Origin of the sequence: Nostoc sp. DedQUE12b, assembly GCF_034530835.1 — a bacterium.
Taxonomy (GTDB): domain Bacteria; phylum Cyanobacteriota; class Cyanobacteriia; order Cyanobacteriales; family Nostocaceae; genus Nostoc.
In genome coordinates this window covers 92,011-110,983 of sequence record NZ_JAVRCI010000003.1, presented here as the reverse complement: position 1 = coordinate 110,983, position 18,973 = coordinate 92,011, and the positions used below count along the sequence as shown (strand labels likewise).

The window sequence follows — 18,973 nt, the reverse complement described above, 5'->3', positions numbered from 1 at the left end:
TAATTATCAATACTTATGGTGGGCTACGCTATCGCTAACCCACCCTACAAATTAATATAAACTCAAGATTTAGCAAAATAATAAATTTCTCACTAATTACAATTTTAAAAAAATAATTAATGGATTGTCAAAATCTAGTTTTCTCCCGTCATGCTATCCAACAAATGTTTTATCGTCGCGTCAGTCAAAAAGATGTAAAAACTGCGATTTTTTATGGAGAAGTGATAGAAGAAAATCCTGATGATACACCCTACCCCAGTTATCTAATATTGGATTTTATAGAAGGTAAGCCGATTCATGTTGTATTTTCCTACGATGAAGCTACAGATACAGGATATGTAGTAGCAGCTTATATTCCTGATACTAATATTTGGTTAGATGGTTTTACAACTAGGAGACAAAGATGATGAAATGCATAATTTGTAAGCATGGAGAAACTAAACCTGGTTTAATAACTGTGATATTAGAAAGAGATGAATGTATTATTGTCTTAAAAAAAGTTCCAGCAGAAATTTGTGATAAGTGCGGTGAATATTATTTAAGTGATACAGTTACCGAACAGGTTTTAGGAAAAGCAGAGTCAGCTATTAATAATGGAGCAGAATTGGAGATTATTAAATATGCAGCTTAGTGTTATTGTTATGCTTTTTTTGCATCAAATCGCTTTTTTCTACAACCACTAAACAAGAACGTGTATTTTTAGTGATAGCTGCGATCGCCATTTGCAAAGTGTCTTCCAAAGAAGACACCGCTTTTGAGTTAGCATAGACATAAAACAAAGTAATTGTCTATTTTAAATTATGCTATTTCAACCAATTTCAACAGTTTTACCCCAAATACGCGAAAATTTAAAACAACTCTATGGAGAACAATTAGACAAACTAATTTTATTTGGTTCACAAGCTAGAGGAACAGCACAACCAGACTCAGATATTGATATTTTAATTGTATTGAAAGATGTCTTTAACTATTCTCAAGAAAGTGAAAAAATAAGTCAAATTATTGCTGATTTATCTTTAGAATATAATGTTTTAATTAGTTGTGCTTTTGCTACTAGTGAACAACTAGAAAATTATAATAGTGGTTTCTTTCGTAATGTCAGACAAGATGGGTTATTAATATGACCCCTGAACAACAAAAACTCCTAGAAAAAGCGGAGAGAAGTTTGCAAGCCGCAGAAGAACTCAACCAAAAAGGTTTTGCTGAATTTGCAGCATCTCGTGGCTATTACACGATGTTCTATATTGCTACTGCTTTTTTAGAAGGGGAAGGACTTGCTTACTCTAAACATTCAGCCGTAATTACTGCTTTTGGAGAAAGATTTGCACGTCCACAACGAGTTCCTCGTGAATTTCATCGTTATTTAATTGATGCAGAAAGAACTCGTTTACGCGCTGACTATAATACCGATCCTAATATTACCCAAGCTGATGCCGATCAGATTACTCAAAGAACTCTCGAAATTCTTAATTATGCCAAAGCAAATATTGACTCTTTATCCTCTTGATCAAGCACAAAAAGAGCTTTATCATTGCGATCGCACCCCTAAACTATAATTTTACCAACTTTTTTAGGGTAAATTTTTGACTTGACTGGGAGTATCACAACGCACATCCCGCGCCTGCAACTGTCAAAAAAGACTCCCAAGAGAAAAAATAGGGGATTGCCAATTTAATTAAATCAACCTAACGAGGAAGACGAAATCCTCAAAAAGCTGTTACTTAATAACTAGTGACTTTTTGCCAAACATGATTTTGATAGCAGACGAATTGTGATGAATACAGCTAATTTTCCGTGGCTGACGACGATTATTCTGTTGCCGATAGCCGCTTCACTACTGATTCCCATCATCCCGGATAAAGAAGGCAAAACAGTACGCTGGTACTCCCTCATCGTAGGGCTGATAGATTTTGCACTAATTGTTTATGCTTTTTATACTGGGTATGATTTCTCCAATCCAGATTTGCAGTTGGTCGAGAGTTACCCCTGGGTACCCCAACTAGATTTGAATTGGTCAGTAGGGGCAGATGGCTTATCCATGCCCCTAATTATTTTGACTGGATTCATTACCACGCTGGCGATTTTAGCAGCTTGGCCTGTCACCTTCAAGCCGAAGCTATTTTACTTCTTGATTTTGGCGATGTATGGCGGTCAAATTGCCGTGTTCGCTGTCCAGGATATGCTGTTGTTTTTCCTGGTGTGGGAACTGGAACTAGTACCGATATACTTTCTGCTGTCGATTTGGGGAGGCAAAAGACGGCAGTATGCAGCGACTAAATTTATTTTATACACCGCAGGCGGTTCGCTGTTTATTTTGCTGTCTGCCCTGACAATGGGATTTTACGGCGATACGGTGACGTTTGACATGCGATCGCTCGCCTTAAAAGACTTCGCCCTCAATTTCCAACTTGCCGTCTATGCTGGCTTCCTGATTGCCTACGCCGTCAAGTTGCCGATTATTCCCTTGCACACCTGGCTACCTGATGCCCACGGTGAAGCAACAGCGCCTGTACACATGTTATTGGCAGGTATTCTTTTGAAAATGGGCGGTTATGCCTTAATTCGGATGAATGCCCAAATGCTCCCCGATGCCCACGCTCTTTTTGCACCAGTGTTGGTGGTTTTGGGGGTAGTTAACATCATCTACGCTGCCTTAACATCCTTTGCCCAGCGAAACCTGAAGCGAAAAATTGCCTACTCCTCAATTTCTCACATGGGCTTTGTGATGATTGGTATTGCCTCCTTCACCGATTTGGGATTAAGTGGGGCAGTGTTGCAAATGGTTTCCCACGGGTTAATTGGGGCGAGTTTGTTCTTCCTGGTTGGCGCAACTTACGATCGCACCCACACCCTGATGTTGGATGAAATGGGTGGTGTCGGTAAGAGAATGCCGAAGATTTTCGCCATGTTCACCACCTGTTCGATGGCTTCTTTGGCATTGCCAGGGATGAGCGGTTTCGTGGCAGAAATAATGGTGTTTGTCGGCTTTGCTACTAGTGATGCTTATAGCTCTACTTTCAAAGTCATTGTAGTGTTCTTGATGGCAGTGGGAATAATTTTAACTCCGATTTATCTGCTGTCGATGTTGCGAGAAATTTTCTACGGAGAAGAGAACAAAGAATTAGTTTCTCACCAAGCTTTGATAGATGCCGAACCCCGTGAAGTATTTATCATTGCCTGTTTGTTAATTCCAATTATTGGTATTGGTTTGTATCCGAAATTGCTGACTCAGATGTATGACGCTACAACTGTACAATTGACGGCAAGATTGCGTGATTCAGTGCCGACATTAGCACAGCAAAAAGACGATGCACTAAAGGTTTCTTTGACTGCGCCCCAAATTGGTAATTAAGTAGCGATCGCTAGTTTAGTTTAAATATTGATTACTTTCAGGGCGGGTTTTGTACCTGCCCTTTTTTGCTATTGTCAGTTAGAGATTCTAGTAATCAATATCAAAAAACCATGAATTTAATGTAAAATTTTGCAATCACAAGTCTGTGAATACTGAGAAAGATTCACAGGCGATGTTTAGGACGGGCTACGTTTACACTAAAAATAGTTCTTTATTCTTGCCCTGCGATCGAACATCAATAGATTACCTACAATCTATCTAGAATCAAATTTGGCAAAACCGCTCATGTTAAACTACAATCCACTGCATTGTTTGCCATCTTCCGAAGAACTACCCGACTCAGATGATACTGCTGTGGATAATGAACTCCAAAATTTAATTCCCGGCTTGCTGAAAACGACACTGGCTTTAGTATGGTGCGATCGCTGGGATTGGTTCTTTGGTGTTGACATGGGTATTTATTATCACCCAGACAAACCAGCCATCGTCCCTGATGGGTTTCTCAGCTTAGGAGTTAAACGCTTCATTGATGAGGATTTACGCCTAAGTTATGTGCTGTGGGAAGAAAATAAACTGCCAATTTTAGCGCTAGAAGTTGTTTCCCAAATATATCGAGAAGAATATAGCACCAAGAAAGAATTCTATGCCAAAGAATTAGGAATTTTATACTACGTTGTATATAGTCCGCTTCGGCGTAGAAAGACACCTTTGGAGGTGTATTGCCTAGTTGATGGGGAATATATCTTAATGTCAGGAAATCCCGTTTGGCTGCCAGAAATTGGTTTAGGAATTGGGCGAGAACGGGGAATTTATCAAGGTATAGTGCGGGAGTGGCTGTACTGGTATGACGAGGAAGGGCAAAAATTGCTGACACCAGAAGAACGCATTAGAGAAGCCGAAGAACGCACAGCTTTTGAAGAACAACGGCGGGTGGAAGCGGAACAAAAGGTGAAAATGTTAATTGAAAGGTTGAATGCGCTTGGTGTCGATCCAGAAACTTTGTTATAGATTCACCAAATTTTGTATTTTTTGCTGCCTTAATGTTAATTAGCTTCCTGGCTAGGGAATTATATCTATAAAGTAACTCATTGCTTGACGGTACAAATCGTAAAAGCTGATTGCTCAATAAATATATTTACCAAAAGCTTCATCAAAAATATGGAAGTTAAATTAGGATTTGGAGCAGTCCCAAAACCTCAATATGTCTTTGTCAGCAAAGAACCCGATCACTGTTGGTATATGCTTGCTGAAGATGAAAGACGTATACCAATTTATGAAAAAGCGTTGACTGGGGTAATTACAGGGATAGAAGTTAATAAAAAGGTTGAAAATACATTCGGAGAAGTTATCAGAACAGATTTAAATGTTTTGGCAGACAAACCCTATATTATCCGTTCAGGAAGTGATACCTATTTTTGTAAAGGTTTATTGCTGTCTTTAGATATTCTTACTTTTGAACAACTGCGTCATCCACTTACTATTGCCGTTAGTCCTGGAGATAAAAAAGTAGTATTCTGTAATATTTACGATCCAGTAACTTATCGCTCTATAGGTGTTAATTGGGATGGACATAAGGAATTAGATTGGCAAGCTTTAGGACAAAGAGTAAGTTTAAAAATTAATAATATTCATAATTTTAATCAAGATAAAAATCAATCTCAATCAGAAGCAATTGACAATATAAAAACGCCTGAACCGCGTGATGTTTTTATAGCTAAAACTGACACATATTTAGCTCAATTAAATTGGACTCCAGAGCAGGGAAGGGAATATTTACAGCAAAAATATGGCAAGCGATCGCGTCTACAACTCACTGATACAGAAATTCTGGATTTCATTGATTATCTGAAGCTACAACTAACCCAAAATTGCTAACTTAAGTGCTGTTATATGAACTTGGGATAATTGCGATCGCTTTTAGTCCAAATCTTGTTCGGTAAATCCAGCATCTTTCATAATGCTTTTCAAAGTTCCAATCGGTAAATCTCGATTACTATGAACCGGAACGGAGAGGATTACATCAACACCTTCTTTTACGTAAATATGATGACTGCCAGTAATCCGTTTCAATTCCCAACCCTGCTGTTCCAAAATTTTACACAGTGCTTTACCTGAAACCGCTTTCATAGCGATATTTCAACCAACTGTTTCTCCGGGTCAAGTTCTTCTCGTTCGCTAGCAACTTCCAACCAACCTTGAATTGCATCTTGCAGCATCTCTAACAAATGTTCATAGCTGTCTCCCCAAGTGTGGCATCCTGGTAGGGCAGGTACAGAAGCACACCACACACCGTCTTCTTTCCAGATAACTGCTTTAATTTTCATTACCAATCATCTCCACAAGATTGCGACTAATAAGCGCTGCACTGAGGTTATTGTTAAAAACATCCAATTTAGTATTGTATTAGGTTGACTTCGCCTCAGACACTGGATAAGCTTTGTGTGCTTCTGCGTAAATCTTTAATGCTACAGCCATCTGCTGTTCGGCAGTCTCTCCCTGCTCTTTGAACCAAGCAAAAGTATCAGGATCTACCTTAACTGTTATTGTTACAGGTGACTTGGGCATTCGCAATTGTGCTTTAGCAAAAAATTCTTCTGACAAAGGTGGAATATCTGAGGTGTCGATGTCTTCGTCACTCATTGCATCGACTCTAACCCAATCGGTTCTTGAGGTATTGTTCATAGCGTTTTCGTTCGTGAGACAGTGCCTTTCTTAGTGAGATGATCCGAACCATTTCTTCACCTGGCTCGGTGTAAATAACTACTACGATTCGTCCATCAAGTAGTCCAATACCGAGATACCGCTCCTCTCCATAGTCCTCTCGTTCATCTAGGTAGACAAGCATGGGTAGATTAAAGATGCGGAAAGCATCAGCAAAGTCTAAACCATGCTTTGTAATGTTGCTTTGGTTTTTATGCTCATCCCACTCAAACTTCATGGACTCAATATACCAGTGATACCCGGAAAATCAACTGCTTTAAGTTTCATCGCCAATCATTTCTACAAGATTGCGACTGATTATTTTAGCGTCAAGTGGAGTGCGTAGGCGTAGCCCGTCGTAGACATCGCTTGTACATTGTATTGAGATTTTAGCCCCTGTGCGATCGCACTCAACACGAAAAGGATCAACAACTGCATTTATCGCAGTCTCAAATTTATAACAGTGCGATCGCTCTCCCAAAACTTTCTAAAAAGCCTGCCAATGTAGGCTTTTTTTATGTAGTATGAGGCTTACAGGCGCTCTGAGATAATAGCTATCGCCACTATAATGAGGTTGCATTGCAATATCTTGCAATATAATATATTGCAAGACAACTTTCACAAGACGATGAGCAAAGAAAATATTACGTTTCGGATAGATAGCGATCAGAAGGCTGCACTTGATGCGATCGCAGCAGGAATGAATCGCGATCGCAGCTACGTACTTAATGAGGCAGTAGCCACTTATCTAGAGATGTATCGCTGGCAAATCGAAGAGATTGAAAAGGGGATTGCTGAAGCGGATGCTGGAGATTTTGCCAGTGCTGAAGAAGTAAAAGCGACTTTTGCAAGGCTCACCAATGCAGATTAAGTGGCTGCGTCGTGCGCTTCGTAATTTGGAACAAGCAAATAGCTACATCCTGAAAGAAAATCCACAAGCAGCGCAGGAAGTGATATTGAAGATTCAACTTGCTGCCAGTCAACTTGAGAATTATCCTTTTATGGGGCGAACTGGACGTATAGAAGGTACAAGGGAACTAGTAGTTTCTAGCACGCCATATATTGTTATTTATCGAGTCAAAGAAGAGTCGGTAGAAATTCTTCGGGTTTTCCATACGTCAAAGCGTTATCCAGATTAGCACCACTATCCACAGAGTCACAAATAAAGTTATCAAATATCGCTTGCTTCCGGTAGCCAGTCTTCATCCAACACTAACTCTACAGAATATGGGCACTCTTCTGGAAACACGGATAAAAGTATCCCTGTTTGCTTGGCTGCTTGGCGACGTGCCCTTTGATAGCTTTCCTCTAGCTGCTCTGTAGGATAGCTCTTAAGACTAGGACTATCTTCTATTGCTAACTCAATTTGAGTACGAGAATCGGTGATGGAATCGAGCCAACTATCAGAGCGACGCTGGGGTTGATATTGCCACTTAAGCAGATGCAATAGTAAGCGAGTTAGTTGACTGGCAATACCCCGTCGTTCACTTTTGCCCAAGCCTTCAACCTCTTCAATCAGATGTTCTACATCAACTTCCTGCCAGCGATGCGATCGCAATAGTTGGGCTGTCTGCTCAATCCACAAATTAAAATCTGCTTTATAAGTTGCGCTCATAGCCTTTATCGATCAGATGTACAGCTTAGGCAAGCCAAAATATCCTCTTGTGTCAAATAAGGAAAGTCATCAAGCACTTCCTCGTAGGTCATCCCAGAGGCAAGATAAGATAAAACATCGTATACAGTAATTCGCATTCCTCGAATACAAGGCTTACCACCTCGTTTTCCTGGTTCGATTGTAATAATGTTTTGATACTGCACTAAGCTTCAAACCTCAAAAATCTTCATCGTCAACAAAAAATTCCGCATCGTCTTCTAATCGAGAATTACTCTGCCTAATACCAGCAAGTCCCCAGAGAGGTTGTAGCAGTGCCATGCCAATTAACCCGACAACGGCACTAAAAGCTAGTACTAAACCCATTGGTATCTGAATCGATTGGAATGTTAAGAATTTTAACGATACGGGTGTGGCATTTTGGACTGAAATAATTGCGATCGCGATTATCCAAACTGCTACAACTAGAGATGTCAAAAAAGGAGCGATTTTCATACTTTGATCGAAATGAGGAGTTAGGAGTTATATTTTGCTCAAAATTAGAAATGAGGAGTTAAGAATTGTTAATTTACAACTCTTAACTCCTAATTCATAACTCTTAACTTTTAATTCCTAACTCAGACAAATTAAACTGCTACTGCCTCTAGTTTAGCAATGGCACTCTCTAACTCTTGGGCGATTTGGGTGAGTTTTTCGGGAGTGTTGGTTTCGAGGTAAACGCGCACCAGTGGTTCTGTACCGGAAGGACGCAGTAAAACCCAGCTACCTTCTTCTAAATACAGCTTAATACCGTCTTTACGCCCCACTTCCTTGACTTTAATCCCTGCTACTTCTGTAGGTGGATTTTTGGTAAAGGAGTCGATGACGGCGGTTTTGTGGGCTTCTGTGAGGTGCAAGTCTAGGCGGTTGTTGTAAAGTGGGCCATCGGCTTCAGCGATCGCTTCTTTAACAAGTTGACTTAGCGGTTTGCCTTCATAGGCGATCGCTTCTGCCACCAGCATATCGGCTAATACCCCGTCTTTTTCGGGAATATGCCCAATAATACTCAAACCACCTGATTCTTCTCCACCAATTAAAACGGCAGTTTCCCGCATTTTTTCGCCGATGTATTTAAAACCAACTGCTGTTTCGTAAATTTGCAGCCCATTTTTAGCAGCGAAATTATCCAGCAGGTGGGTTGTAGCCACAGTACGGACTATAGCGCCGGTTTTACCTTTGTTTTTGATTAAATGACGTGCTAGGAGTAGGAGCACAGTATTAGGAGTGAGGACGTTTCCTTGTTCATCAACGATACCAAAGCGATCGCTATCTCCATCCGTCGCCAAGCCCAAATCAGCTTGATCTTGAACTACTGCTTCCACTAACTCAACTAACTGTTCTCCTTTGGGTTCAGGCATTCCACCGCCAAATAAAACATCTCTCCAATCGTGGAAACTTTCTAATTGAACGCCACTATGTTGCAAAACTTCATCTAAATAGCCGCGAGAGGTAGAATACAAAGCATCGTACTTTACCTTTAAATTAGCGCTTTTGATCTTTTCTACATCAAGTAGAGTGTAGATAAATTGCAGGTAATCTGGTTTCGGATCGAAAATTGAAATTGAACCTGATGGGTTGCTCCCAGGCAACTCATCCGATGCACCTTCTATATTTGCCACAATAGTATCAGTAATCTCTGGAGTGGCAGGCCCAGCATAATCGGGTATATATTTAATTCCACAGTAGGGTGCTGGATTATGGCTAGCAGTAAACATTAACGCCCCAGCGGAATTTAGGTGACGGGCATTGTAGGCAATTACTGGTGTGGGACAATCCCGGTCGGTAATTTTTACAGTCCAACCCAAGTCTGCTAATACTTGGGCCGCTGTTTGGGCAAACTGGTCAGCTAAAAAGCGAGTATCGTAGGCAATAAGTACTGGTCTATCTTTTGTGTAGGCTGTTTCTAAGTAAGTGGCGATTGCCCTTGTTACTTTCCGCACATTGGGGAAAGTAAAGTCATCGGCAATAATCCCTCGCCATCCATCGGTACCAAATTTTATCTTGCTAGACATTTTTGCCACTTGCTCCGGTACATTATCAGTACTATAAAAGCTTCCCGCAAAGCGTGTGTAGCAGCAAGTATCCTCCGAAGTTCTTTTCTAAGCAAGCCTTAGCTTAAACTTCTCCCCACCGTATTTTTTCTCACTGTTTCTGAGCAATGTCAACCCCCGATCGACCTTTTGCCAGTTATCACCTTTGGTCTCTAGTTGCCCCAGCGACTGGGCAAGAACGCTGGCATTGCCAGATGAGACGGGGGTTTATCAAAGCACGGCAACACGAACCACAAGTCAAGGCACTTTTAACGCAAGCCACTGCGCCCCAGCGAATTGGCATACTTGCCCAAAAAGGCGTTTATGAGTTTCATCATCACAGGCATCTGTTGAAGCAAGCAGATGGTGTAGAAAGAGTTGCCCAGCTACTAAAATTAGGCAACTCAAGCCTTCAAGTCCAGCAACGTGTGCTGCAAATTTTGCAAAAATATCACGATTCGCCGTTGCTTTTGGATAAAGATATTATCCAATTAACTCCAGGTGATGAAGGCTTTCCTAAACCGATAGTAGTTGAACAAGAAGATTATTGCTTTCGCTTATACGCGGCTATGGACTGCGTTTTTATTGAGTCTGATAGCACTTTACATATTTTGGATTTCAAAACTGGTAAATCAGCTTTTGACAAACGACAGGCATTAGTTTACTTATTAGCTGCTCGTTATCTTTACCCTGGGCGAGAAGCTGTTGCATCATTTTATAATTTAGAAATATGTAAAAAGTCAGAGTTAATTAGTATTAATAGTAGTGAATTAGAATCCTTAAAATTTGAGTTGGCGAATATTGCTCATAAACACCAGCACGATTTGCAAAAATATCAGGAAGAAACTACTAATTTCAGTAAAATCTTCCCTCCTAATCCTGGCTCTCACTGCCGCTTTTGTCCATTCAATTCCATCTGCGAGTTTGCTGATTTTAAGCAGCATCAATCATATCCACTGCCCAGTTTAAGAAGTTTAAGAGTTAATAGCTAAGGGACTCCCAAATAAAAAAATATACAACTATTATATTGTGGGGTGGGCATCTTGCCCGCCTTTGACTTTGACTGTGGGCGGGCGAGACGCCCACCCCACAAGATGGGATAATTTATTTCTTGGAAGTCCCTAATTAATTTATTTATTTACCTTAGTTCAATTTTCAAAACAATCTACTAAATACTCGTATTTTTACTGACCTTCTTTTCTTCTCCTATCAGACAACCTATATGTCAGATACACTGATTTTTATTTTTGGTTGTAAGGAGTTAAGACTAGTGCGATTAACCGCAAAGAAATCTGTATTTAGATTAGTAGGAATTTGGACGTTTCTTTTTCTTCTCATTTTTAAAGGGATTTTACCTCAACCTGTTTATGCATTGCTGTTATCTCCAGACGCTTGTGCTGTTCAACCTGAATGTACTGCTGCTGGCTCAAAATTAACTCCTACTGTGAAGGCTGCAATTAGCACAATTAAAGCTCAAAATCAAGCTAAGGAGGAATATTGTTCTTTTTATCCACTGAATTTGGTTTGTGGGCCACAAGGTCAACCTTTAGTTCTTTATAATTACAAATTTCACCAGACAGTACATTACAGAAGGTCTGGTTCTCCTGACAAATTTGTAACTCATCATTTTCGAAGTTGGCGACCTGCGCCAGGGGCAATTAGAAGTTTAGCTCAACCTCCAGGCATTGAATTTGGTGGTGGTTATCCTCCATCTGGTGATTATGTAACCTGGATTCGTTTAAATGATGGAGATGGTAATAATCAAACTCGTGGAGTCGTTTATGAATACTCAACTGGCGACACCATGACATGGGATGATTATGCAAATTATTCTAACAATAATATTGAGGGAGAATGGATTAGCGATGTGGTTCGTGCTGATACACTGCCAGATAATTCATCCCCTCGTGATACAAAAGATTGACCTTAATAAAAGCACGATGTAGTTGTTCAATTACTAAATCTTCACCAAATTAGAGATTGCTAGCATGAAAGAGCTTTTTACGCTTCTCCAAAAGATTAAAGAAAATCCAGTTATGTACATAGACAAACCATCAATTACTTGTCTTCGTTCATTCTTAACTGGGTATATAGATAGTCTAATTACACTCGGATTTACTGACATAAACTCTTGTGGAATTGAAGGGTTTCAAGAGTGGGTACAAGAAAGAGCAAAAACTAATGTAACTCAATCTTGGGATGGGATAATTCTCTTTTGCTCTGGAAGTGAACGAGCTGCTTTTAATAGGTTTTTTGAAGAATTTGAGCAGTTCTTAAAGCAGAAAAATGATTCAAAAATTAAAAAAAGTGAAGACGTTTCAAGGCTTAGTGAGGAGATGAGTTTTCCTCGGTTTGATATTTACAACGAGATTCCAAGTAATATAAAGAAAAGACCAGGAATGTTTTTAGGAGCTAGTTCAATTACTAGACTAGATATGCTTTTGCGAGGATATAGTTTTGCTAGAAGAGAAGTTGGTGTACCTCCAACAGAGCCAGAAAGGGAATTTGAAGGTTTTCAATCATGGGTTGAAGAAAAATATGGAATTAACTCAGGTCAGTCATGGTCTAAAATAATTCTTTTCTATTCTGTAGACGAGCATGAGGCACTACAGAAATTTTTTGAATTATTTGAAGAATACTTGAATAGGAATAAGAGCTTAGAAGTAGACGAAAATAATGGTTAAGCAGATAGTATTAAGGTGCGTTAGCCTACGGCATAACACACCCTACTTACTTTCTCATAATCTTTCCCCAATTCCCAATGCCCTAATTTAAAAAGGCGGTAATTCTTTAAGAATTGTGAACCGAATATGATTAATCGCTAAATCACCGATGGGGATATCTTCTTTGGTTAGCCGTTCACCTTTGCTTGTTACCGTTTCAAAGGTGATACCTTTGCCAATTTCAATGTGATACCAGCATAAGCCCATAAAAAATCGCGTTGGATAAGGGCCACCTTCACCGATATCATCAGGATTTGATTCCATTGGCAACCAACCAAAATTGGGGACGTAGAATTCTAGCCAAACATGATTAAAGTCGGGTTGTAGCGGTACTCCTACGAAGTCACTATGGGGAGGACATTTGTACCTGCCTACGGTACGGCAGGGGATGCCATTTAAACGAGATAGGGCAAGTAAAACGCCGACATATTCACCACAGGAACCAACGCCCCGTTCTAAAACTGTATCTGGTGTATCAATGTAAGGTTTAATACCGTAGGATAACTCATCATAAACGTAATTGCGGATGCTGTGCATTTTGCGTAGCACATTGGTTTCAGAACCAATCGCTTCTCTGGCGGCACGGCGAACAATGGTAGTATCCATTGCTAAATCGTCGTCATCCACTAGGTAGCGTGTTTGTAATTCTGGGGACAGTTCGGGTATATTTTCCACATCTCTGGGTGTGATGCGATACTTAATACCGCGAACTTCCAAAAGTGCTTTCCAGCCAAATATATGCCGTTCGCCTGGGGCAAGAGAATCAAATTTAAAGACTGCTACACGTTGCCCCTGTACCACTTCTTCGGTGAAGGGTATACCAATGGGTTCAACGTGTTTGACCTTTTGACGCTCAGTTTCGGATGGTAAGGCGATGCGCCATTCGACATCAGGTAAATAAACCTCGTCTAAGGGTGCAATTTCCTCAGCATAAGACATTTCAATCAGATAACCGTTAGAGAGGGCGTAACGCTTATCTGGATCGTAATGATAATACAGAGGATGAATAAAAGTGCGATCGCGGAATGTTAATTCATGACTCGGATCGGCATTGGGGTTATCCCGGATATAAGGCTCCTCTGAGGCGTAGGCAACGTAGATACTTTCTTTGCCTGTTTCGTCATTTTTATGGAGCGCTATGCCTGTAGGACATTCAAAGGGTGTCAGAACGCTAAATTGCAGTTCTCCCGTAGCCCTATCCATCGCGTAAACTGATTGTTCGGTGCGATCGCAAATCCATAGCATTTCTTGGTTGACTGCCAAATTCTCTATGCCAACTCCAGGGGCATAAAATCTGGTAATTTCTTTTCGTGTTTCGCAGTCAAAAACCAGAATGTAGCCCAGCCTTTGGCAACTGACATAAACTGTTGTTTCCCAAACAGCAACGCCATCAGCGGCATAAGGCAATGTTACAAAATGTTCCAGACCTAAAGCATTCAGCTTGCACGAGTAAACACTATTTTCTCGGCTCACCCACAGGGTATCATCCCACGCCGCTAAACCGATGACATCGGTAAATTCTTCAACTTGATGGGAATTGAGAATTTTGCTGTTGTCAGAAGTGGGATCGATCTCCAATAGATGCCCTTTAATACTGTCAATAGCAATCAGTCTATCTTTAATGAAAGTAATGCCACACAGGGCAGCGGCAGTAAGCGGTCGAATTGTTTTTTGCCCAAACATCTGGCTAACGGTCAAAGTGGGGAGTGCAAAACTCATAAAACCTTGTGGTAAGTGTAAAAAACCCTCACCTTTAGGTAGGGGAGGAAACATGACCGAAGAGGGGAAAGGGGGAAGGGGGAAGGGGGAAAGGGTGCAAGCCCCTAAACTTTACTTATGGAGGGGAAAAAGATTCAATTCCAGACTATTGCGCGAGAATTGAGGCATTTTACTTCAAGCCCCTAACTTTAGTTATGGGGTTCTCTTTCCCCTTTCCCCTTTAACCTTTTCCCTGCCCGAAGGGCATTGACTCAAGCGGTTTTACCGCCGTCACACCAATTGCTTGAGATGGAAAATCCTAGTCGAGCAATGGCTCCCCTGATTGGGGTAGATGAAGAGTGGTGAGTTAAAAGACCGCCCACAATGGGCGTTGCTCTTACCAAGTACATCTAGTGGTTCTCGACCGCCACGTTTACGGCGAGGTACTAAATAATTATCGGTACAATGTGTTCCGATAAACTCTTTCGTGAGAAATAATACTATGTCAAAACAGGAGGAATTTACAAATGTTAAGAATTACATATACACTCATACAACTGGGCGATCGCCTTAATGTAACTTTAGAAGATGCAATTCCTGCCATCACTAAATTATGATCAAATTTTGTAACCATTTGCTGTGACCTACACGATGTCTGCTAATTCTCTGCCTGAAGGTGCCGCCGTTTGGCATAGTTTAGAAGTTGATAAAGCGCTAGACCTGCTTGATAGTAATGCAGACAGTGGCTTAACACCCCAAGAAACTCAACAGAGATTGCAAAAATACGGCCCCAATGAACTTGAAGAAACTGCTGGCCGTAGTGCTTGGGAAATTCTGCTGGATCAGTTCAAGAACATTATGTTGTTGATGCTGATTGGCGTAGCTCTAATTTCTGGGTTTTTAGACCTGATGGCTTTGCGATCGGGCAGCTTGAAGCCCGGTGAAGTGCCATTTAAAGATACGATCGCTATCTTAGCAATTGTCATTCTCAATGGCATACTCGGTTACGTCCAAGAAAGCCGTGCTGAAAAAGCCTTGGCAGCACTGAAAAAAATGACCTCTCCCTTAGTGCGAGTCATTCGCGAGGGTAGACTGGTGGAGATAGCAGCCAAGGATTTAGTGCCAGGGGATGTAATGCTGCTGGAAGCTGGGATGCAGATAGCCGCAGATGGACGCTTGATCGAGCAGTCGAATTTACAAGTGCGTGAGTCGGCATTGACTGGTGAAGCTGAAGCGGTGAATAAACAGGCATCACTAAAATTGCCGGAGGACACATCATTAGGCGATCGCCTAAATGTCGTGTTTCAAGGAACTGAAGTAGTTCAAGGACGCGGCAAGGTTCTGGTGACGAACACCGGCATGACTACAGAACTCGGCAAAATTGCCACCATGTTGCAGGCGGTGGAAAGTGAACCTACGCCGTTACAGCAACGAATGACTCAACTGGGTAACGTCCTAGTTACGGGTTCTTTGATTCTCGTGGCGATCGTTGTCGTCGGCGGTGTGATCCAGGCAAGAGGCTTTAGTAACATCCAAGAACTCTTGGAAGTTTCCTTGAGTATGGCGGTTGCTGTAGTGCCAGAAGGTTTACCTGCTGTAATTACCGTCACCTTGGCGCTGGGAACCCAGCGAATGGTGCGCCAAAATGCTTTGATTCGCAAACTGCCCGCAGTGGAAACTTTGGGTTCTGTAACCACAATTTGTTCTGATAAAACCGGCACGCTGACGCAAAATAAAATGGTCGTGCAATCGGTTTTCACCAATAACAAAACTTTTCGCGTTACCGGCCAAGGTTATACTCCCACAGGGGACTTTCAGTTAGATGACCGAAAAATTTCCCTAGAGGAATCTCCAGAAATCTCAGCGTTGTCTGTTGCCTGTGCTGTTTGTAATGATTCAGTGTTGCAAAAAGAACAAGGTGAATGGGCAATTTTGGGAGATCCAACAGAGGGCGCATTAGTCACTCTGGCGGGAAAAGCTGGAATCGAAAAAGACCAGTGGAACAGTAAGTTACCTCGCGTTGCCGAGTTTCCCTTTTCCTCGGAACGCAAGCGGATGAGCGTGATTTCTCAGGTGGAGGGAGTCGCCACAGGTGAAGCATCTTCGAGAGATGTTGACCCGGCGATCGCTGGCTTGATCCAATCTGAACCTTACTTAATGTTTACCAAAGGTTCTCCAGAGTTAATCTTGGCACGTTCGACTCAGATTCATTTGGGCAATCACTCAGCCCCCTTGACCGAAGCACAACGCCAAAACATTTTGACAGAAAATGACCAAATGGCGAGTAAAGGTTTGCGGGTGTTAGGTTTTGCCTACAAACCCCTGGCAGAAATTCCACCGTCAGGTTCGGATGAAGCATCTGAGCAAGGCTTAGTATGGCTGGGATTGGTGGGAATGTTAGATGCGCCACGACCAGAAGTAAGGGCAGCTGTGCAAGAATGCCGAGAAGCCGGAATTCGCCCAGTGATGATTACTGGCGACCACCAATTAACGGCACGAGCGATCGCTACCGATTTGGGAATTGCCCAAGAAGGCGATCGTGTCCTCACAGGTCAAGAATTGCAACGGATGACTGACCAGGAATTAGAGCAAAACGTTGATCTGGTAAGCATCTATGCCAGGGTTTCCCCAGAACACAAACTGCGAATTGTCCAAGCACTGCAACGCCGGGGCCGATTTGTGGCGATGACAGGCGATGGTGTGAACGATGCCCCAGCCCTCAAACAAGCCGACATCGGTATTGCAATGGGCATTACTGGCACTGATGTAAGTAAAGAAGCCAGTGACATGGTGTTACTTGATGACAACTTTGCTACCATTGTCAGCGCCACTAAGGAAGGTAGAGTTGTTTACACCAATATTCGCCGCTTTATTAAATACATTCTGGGCAGTAACATTGGCGAAGTTATCACCATTGCAGCTGCACCCCTAATTGGTTTAGGAGGCGTTCCCCTTACCCCCTTGCAAATTCTCTGGATGAATTTGGTGACAGACGGTTTACCAGCTTTGGCATTAGCTGTGGAACCTCCAGAACCAGATGTAATGAAACGTCCGCCTTTTAGCCCCCGCGAAAGTATTTTCGCTAGGGGATTGGGTTCTTACATGATTCGCATTGGGATCATCTTTGCCATTATCAGCATTGCCTTGATGTGGTGGGCTTATCAACATACCCATGCCCCTGAGTATCAGGGCAATCGGGATGCTTGGAAGACAATGGTATTCACTACCTTGTGTCTCGCCCAAATGGGTCATGCGATCGCTATTCGCTCTAACAACCGACTGGCCATCGAGATGAATCCCTTCTCCAATATATTTGTACTAGCGGCTGTTATCGTCACCACGATTTTGCAGCTGATGCTAGTTTACGTCCCACCCCTGCGAGATTTCTTTGGTACTCACTACCTGAATATGCAAGAATTGGGGGTTTGTATTGGTTTCAGTGCCTTAATGTTTGTGTGGATTGAAGCGGAGAAGATATTTTTGCGGATTATGGGCAAGAAGGCCGTTTGAAAAAGTGAGGAGTTGGGAGTTAGGAGTTAGGAGTTAGGAGTTAGGAGTTATGAGTTGAAGAACATTTTGCATTCACAACTCAAAACTTAAAATTCCTCACTCCTTACTCATAATTTCTAACTCTTAATTCCTCACTCCTAACTTTTCGTTATGTACCTAAAAACTCTAAACCTCCGACAATTTCGCAATTATCAAGACCAAAATGTTGAGTTTACTGCTGCCAAAACAATTTTGGTAGGTAATAATGCTCAAGGAAAATCGAATTTGTTAGAGGCGGTGGAGTTGCTGGCAACATTGCGATCGCACCGAATGACCCGCGATCGCGATTTAGTTCAAGAAGGGGAAGCCATAGCCCAAATTGATGCCACCCTTGAACGACAAACAGGTGTTAGTGACCTGACCTTAACTTTGCGCCGCAATGGTCGCCGTAGTGTTGCTCTCAATGGCGAATCTATCCGCCGTCAAATGGATTTTCTCGGCGTTCTCAATGCAGTCCAATTTTCCAGCTTGGATTTAGAACTAGTACGTGGCGGCCCGGAAGGTCGCCGCAACTGGTTAGATACACTATTAATTCAACTGGAACCAGTTTATGCTCACATTTTGCAGCAGTATAATCATGTGTTACGCCAGCGCAATGCCTTTTTAAAAAAAACTCAAGACTCAGCACTGGATACAGAGTACTCAGAACTAGCGGTGTGGGATGCACAGTTAGCGACCACAGGAACTAGAGTAATTAGACGACGCGATCGCGCTATCCAAAGATTAGCTCCCATTGCGACCACCTGGCACGGCAGTATTAGCGGCAGTACAGAAGTTCTACAAATTAAGTACGTGCCGAATATTCCATTAGAGGATAACCATCCAGAAGAAGTACAGCAAGCTTTTTTAGCAAAAATTCAGCAGCGAGCCGTTGCTGAAATGCACCAAGGCACGACTCTTGTCGGCCCGCATCGAGACGAAATAGAATTAACTATTAACCAGACACCCGCTCGCCAATATGGTTCTCAAGGTCAACAACGAACGCTGGTTCTAGCTTTAAAATTAGCCGAATTACAATTAATTGAAGAAGTCGTCAAAGAGCCACCATTACTATTACTGGATGATGTTCTTGCCGAACTAGATTTATCCCGCCAAAATCAATTGCTTGATGCCATTCAAGACCGCTTTCAAACCCTGATTACTACCACTCACTTAGGTTCTTTTGATTCCCAATGGTTGAAGTCCTCCCAAATTCTTTTGGTGAAAGCAGGGGAATTAACAATTAAAAATTAATTTAAAGACATTTCATCCGGGGATTTATAGCGTCCAT

24 protein-coding genes are annotated in these 18,973 nt (G+C 41.9%); 14 read left to right on the top strand and 10 right to left on the bottom strand.

What is annotated here, in order from left to right; genetic code table 11:
- Positions 1-119 precede the first annotated feature (119 nt).
- Entirely contained in the window at positions 120-407 is a 288-nt protein-coding gene (locus RMY16_RS02520; protein WP_322735052.1) for a DUF4258 domain-containing protein, read from the top strand.
- Positions 404-631, top strand: a complete 228-nt coding sequence (locus tag RMY16_RS02515; protein WP_322735051.1) for a type II toxin-antitoxin system MqsA family antitoxin — start codon at positions 404-406, stop codon at positions 629-631. Before RMY16_RS02520 ends, RMY16_RS02515 begins: the two co-directional genes overlap by 4 nt.
- On the opposite strand, the gene RMY16_RS02510 is transcribed toward RMY16_RS02515, so the two are convergent.
- A complete protein-coding gene (locus RMY16_RS02510; protein ID WP_322735050.1) occupies positions 615-749 on the bottom strand; it encodes a hypothetical protein in 135 nt (44 codons plus the stop codon). The genes RMY16_RS02515 and RMY16_RS02510 overlap by 17 nt on opposite strands.
- A 51-nt stretch (positions 750-800) precedes the next feature.
- On the opposite strand from RMY16_RS02510, the gene RMY16_RS02505 reads away from it, so the two are divergent.
- The 5 genes from RMY16_RS02505 to RMY16_RS02485 all read left to right on the top strand — a co-directional run bounded on the left by RMY16_RS02505 (position 801) and on the right by RMY16_RS02485 (position 5,227).
- A complete protein-coding gene (locus RMY16_RS02505) occupies positions 801-1,124 on the top strand; it encodes a nucleotidyltransferase domain-containing protein (RefSeq protein ID WP_322735049.1) in 324 nt (107 codons plus the stop codon).
- On the top strand, positions 1,121-1,507 hold the full coding sequence (locus tag RMY16_RS02500) for a HEPN domain-containing protein (RefSeq protein WP_322735048.1): 387 nt from the start codon (positions 1,121-1,123) through the stop codon (positions 1,505-1,507). Before RMY16_RS02505 ends, RMY16_RS02500 begins: the two co-directional genes overlap by 4 nt.
- A gap of 267 nt (positions 1,508-1,774) precedes the next feature.
- Positions 1,775-3,352: an NAD(P)H-quinone oxidoreductase subunit 4 gene (locus RMY16_RS02495; protein WP_322735047.1), complete on the top strand. Its 1,578-nt coding sequence runs from the start codon at positions 1,775-1,777 to the stop codon at positions 3,350-3,352.
- Positions 3,353-3,637: 285 nt separating this feature from the next.
- Positions 3,638-4,360, top strand: a complete 723-nt coding sequence (locus RMY16_RS02490; protein ID WP_322735046.1) for a Uma2 family endonuclease — start codon at positions 3,638-3,640, stop codon at positions 4,358-4,360.
- A gap of 150 nt (positions 4,361-4,510) precedes the next feature.
- Entirely contained in the window at positions 4,511-5,227 is a 717-nt protein-coding gene (locus tag RMY16_RS02485; RefSeq protein ID WP_322735045.1) for a hypothetical protein, read from the top strand.
- A gap of 42 nt (positions 5,228-5,269) precedes the next feature.
- Here RMY16_RS02485 and RMY16_RS02480 read toward each other — a convergent pair whose 3' ends face one another.
- The 4 genes from RMY16_RS02480 to RMY16_RS02465 form a co-directional block, all read right to left on the bottom strand.
- Complete coding sequence (locus RMY16_RS02480; RefSeq protein ID WP_322735044.1) at positions 5,270-5,479, bottom strand: type II toxin-antitoxin system HicA family toxin; 210 nt, start codon at positions 5,477-5,479, stop codon at positions 5,270-5,272.
- On the bottom strand, positions 5,476-5,676 hold the full coding sequence (locus RMY16_RS02475; RefSeq protein WP_322735043.1) for a type II toxin-antitoxin system HicB family antitoxin: 201 nt from the start codon (positions 5,674-5,676) through the stop codon (positions 5,476-5,478). Before RMY16_RS02475 ends, RMY16_RS02480 begins: the two co-directional genes overlap by 4 nt.
- A 79-nt stretch (positions 5,677-5,755) precedes the next feature.
- A complete protein-coding gene (locus tag RMY16_RS02470) occupies positions 5,756-5,992 on the bottom strand; it encodes a hypothetical protein (protein WP_322735042.1) in 237 nt (78 codons plus the stop codon).
- Between the two features lie 10 nt (positions 5,993-6,002).
- Positions 6,003-6,290, bottom strand: a complete 288-nt coding sequence (locus RMY16_RS02465) for a BrnT family toxin (protein ID WP_322735041.1) — start codon at positions 6,288-6,290, stop codon at positions 6,003-6,005.
- A 390-nt stretch (positions 6,291-6,680) separates the two neighbouring features.
- On the opposite strand from RMY16_RS02465, the gene RMY16_RS02460 reads away from it, so the two are divergent.
- The gene (locus RMY16_RS02460; RefSeq protein ID WP_322735040.1) at positions 6,681-6,923 is read left to right on the top strand and encodes a CopG family ribbon-helix-helix protein; all 243 of its coding nucleotides are present in this window, start codon (positions 6,681-6,683) and stop codon (positions 6,921-6,923) included.
- Positions 6,913-7,191 carry a type II toxin-antitoxin system RelE/ParE family toxin gene (locus RMY16_RS02455; protein WP_322735039.1) on the top strand — a complete coding sequence of 93 codons (279 nt, stop codon included), beginning with the start codon at positions 6,913-6,915 and terminating at the stop codon, positions 7,189-7,191. Before RMY16_RS02460 ends, RMY16_RS02455 begins: the two co-directional genes overlap by 11 nt.
- A gap of 32 nt (positions 7,192-7,223) precedes the next feature.
- Here RMY16_RS02455 and RMY16_RS02450 read toward each other — a convergent pair whose 3' ends face one another.
- The 4 genes from RMY16_RS02450 to RMY16_RS02435 form a co-directional block, all read right to left on the bottom strand.
- Positions 7,224-7,667, bottom strand: a complete 444-nt coding sequence (locus RMY16_RS02450) for a DUF29 domain-containing protein (RefSeq protein ID WP_322735038.1) — start codon at positions 7,665-7,667, stop codon at positions 7,224-7,226.
- A gap of 5 nt (positions 7,668-7,672) precedes the next feature.
- Complete coding sequence (locus tag RMY16_RS02445; RefSeq protein WP_322735037.1) at positions 7,673-7,870, bottom strand: DUF433 domain-containing protein; 198 nt, start codon at positions 7,868-7,870, stop codon at positions 7,673-7,675.
- A gap of 13 nt (positions 7,871-7,883) precedes the next feature.
- Complete coding sequence (locus tag RMY16_RS02440; RefSeq protein ID WP_322663063.1) at positions 7,884-8,159, bottom strand: LapA family protein; 276 nt, start codon at positions 8,157-8,159, stop codon at positions 7,884-7,886.
- Positions 8,160-8,290: 131 nt separating this feature from the next.
- Complete coding sequence (locus tag RMY16_RS02435; RefSeq protein WP_322735036.1) at positions 8,291-9,715, bottom strand: phosphoglucomutase/phosphomannomutase family protein; 1,425 nt, start codon at positions 9,713-9,715, stop codon at positions 8,291-8,293.
- A 146-nt stretch (positions 9,716-9,861) separates the two neighbouring features.
- On the opposite strand from RMY16_RS02435, the gene RMY16_RS02430 reads away from it, so the two are divergent.
- From RMY16_RS02430 to RMY16_RS02420, 3 genes are all read left to right on the top strand, one after another.
- On the top strand, positions 9,862-10,725 hold the full coding sequence (locus tag RMY16_RS02430) for a PD-(D/E)XK nuclease family protein (RefSeq protein WP_322735035.1): 864 nt from the start codon (positions 9,862-9,864) through the stop codon (positions 10,723-10,725).
- 230 nt (positions 10,726-10,955) lie between these two features.
- Complete coding sequence (locus RMY16_RS02425) at positions 10,956-11,657, top strand: hypothetical protein (protein ID WP_322735034.1); 702 nt, start codon at positions 10,956-10,958, stop codon at positions 11,655-11,657.
- Between the two features lie 64 nt (positions 11,658-11,721).
- Entirely contained in the window at positions 11,722-12,417 is a 696-nt protein-coding gene (locus RMY16_RS02420) for a hypothetical protein (protein WP_322735033.1), read from the top strand.
- Between the two features lie 87 nt (positions 12,418-12,504).
- Here the strand turns inward: RMY16_RS02420 and RMY16_RS02415 are convergent, their stop codons facing one another.
- Positions 12,505-14,175, bottom strand: coding sequence for a transglutaminase family protein (locus RMY16_RS02415; RefSeq protein WP_322735032.1), 1,671 nt, complete (start codon positions 14,173-14,175; stop codon positions 12,505-12,507).
- Between the two features lie 630 nt (positions 14,176-14,805).
- On the opposite strand from RMY16_RS02415, the gene RMY16_RS02410 reads away from it, so the two are divergent.
- Positions 14,806-17,664, top strand: coding sequence for a cation-translocating P-type ATPase (locus RMY16_RS02410; RefSeq protein WP_322735121.1), 2,859 nt, complete (start codon positions 14,806-14,808; stop codon positions 17,662-17,664).
- A 150-nt stretch (positions 17,665-17,814) separates the two neighbouring features.
- The gene (recF, locus tag RMY16_RS02405) at positions 17,815-18,936 is read left to right on the top strand and encodes a DNA replication/repair protein RecF (RefSeq protein ID WP_322663049.1); all 1,122 of its coding nucleotides are present in this window, start codon (positions 17,815-17,817) and stop codon (positions 18,934-18,936) included.
- Positions 18,937-18,973 lie beyond the last annotated feature (37 nt).

What these genes read in the sequence shown, in the direction of transcription:
- RMY16_RS02520 (WP_322735052.1), top strand. Translation starts at nt 120, where the DNA reads ATGGATTGTCAAAATCTAGTTTTCTCCCGTCATGCTATCCAACAAATG.
- RMY16_RS02515 (WP_322735051.1), top strand. Translation starts at nt 404, where the DNA reads ATGATGAAATGCATAATTTGTAAGCATGGAGAAACTAAACCTGGTTTA.
- RMY16_RS02505 (WP_322735049.1), top strand. Translation starts at nt 801, where the DNA reads ATGCTATTTCAACCAATTTCAACAGTTTTACCCCAAATACGCGAAAAT.
- RMY16_RS02500 (WP_322735048.1), top strand. Translation starts at nt 1,121, where the DNA reads ATGACCCCTGAACAACAAAAACTCCTAGAAAAAGCGGAGAGAAGTTTG.
- RMY16_RS02495 (WP_322735047.1), top strand. Translation starts at nt 1,775, where the DNA reads ATGAATACAGCTAATTTTCCGTGGCTGACGACGATTATTCTGTTGCCG.
- RMY16_RS02490 (WP_322735046.1), top strand. Translation starts at nt 3,638, where the DNA reads ATGTTAAACTACAATCCACTGCATTGTTTGCCATCTTCCGAAGAACTA.
- RMY16_RS02485 (WP_322735045.1), top strand. Translation starts at nt 4,511, where the DNA reads ATGGAAGTTAAATTAGGATTTGGAGCAGTCCCAAAACCTCAATATGTC.
- RMY16_RS02480 (WP_322735044.1), bottom strand. Translation starts at nt 5,479, where the DNA reads ATGAAAGCGGTTTCAGGTAAAGCACTGTGTAAAATTTTGGAACAGCAG.
- RMY16_RS02475 (WP_322735043.1), bottom strand. Translation starts at nt 5,676, where the DNA reads ATGAAAATTAAAGCAGTTATCTGGAAAGAAGACGGTGTGTGGTGTGCT.
- RMY16_RS02470 (WP_322735042.1), bottom strand. Translation starts at nt 5,992, where the DNA reads ATGAGTGACGAAGACATCGACACCTCAGATATTCCACCTTTGTCAGAA.
- RMY16_RS02465 (WP_322735041.1), bottom strand. Translation starts at nt 6,290, where the DNA reads ATGAAGTTTGAGTGGGATGAGCATAAAAACCAAAGCAACATTACAAAG.
- RMY16_RS02460 (WP_322735040.1), top strand. Translation starts at nt 6,681, where the DNA reads ATGAGCAAAGAAAATATTACGTTTCGGATAGATAGCGATCAGAAGGCT.
- RMY16_RS02455 (WP_322735039.1), top strand. Translation starts at nt 6,913, where the DNA reads ATGCAGATTAAGTGGCTGCGTCGTGCGCTTCGTAATTTGGAACAAGCA.
- RMY16_RS02450 (WP_322735038.1), bottom strand. Translation starts at nt 7,667, where the DNA reads ATGAGCGCAACTTATAAAGCAGATTTTAATTTGTGGATTGAGCAGACA.
- RMY16_RS02440 (WP_322663063.1), bottom strand. Translation starts at nt 8,159, where the DNA reads ATGAAAATCGCTCCTTTTTTGACATCTCTAGTTGTAGCAGTTTGGATA.
- RMY16_RS02435 (WP_322735036.1), bottom strand. Translation starts at nt 9,715, where the DNA reads ATGTCTAGCAAGATAAAATTTGGTACCGATGGATGGCGAGGGATTATT.
- RMY16_RS02430 (WP_322735035.1), top strand. Translation starts at nt 9,862, where the DNA reads ATGTCAACCCCCGATCGACCTTTTGCCAGTTATCACCTTTGGTCTCTA.
- RMY16_RS02425 (WP_322735034.1), top strand. Translation starts at nt 10,956, where the DNA reads ATGTCAGATACACTGATTTTTATTTTTGGTTGTAAGGAGTTAAGACTA.
- RMY16_RS02420 (WP_322735033.1), top strand. Translation starts at nt 11,722, where the DNA reads ATGAAAGAGCTTTTTACGCTTCTCCAAAAGATTAAAGAAAATCCAGTT.
- RMY16_RS02415 (WP_322735032.1), bottom strand. Translation starts at nt 14,175, where the DNA reads ATGAGTTTTGCACTCCCCACTTTGACCGTTAGCCAGATGTTTGGGCAA.
- RMY16_RS02410 (WP_322735121.1), top strand. Translation starts at nt 14,806, where the DNA reads ATGTCTGCTAATTCTCTGCCTGAAGGTGCCGCCGTTTGGCATAGTTTA.
- recF (WP_322663049.1), top strand. Translation starts at nt 17,815, where the DNA reads ATGTACCTAAAAACTCTAAACCTCCGACAATTTCGCAATTATCAAGAC.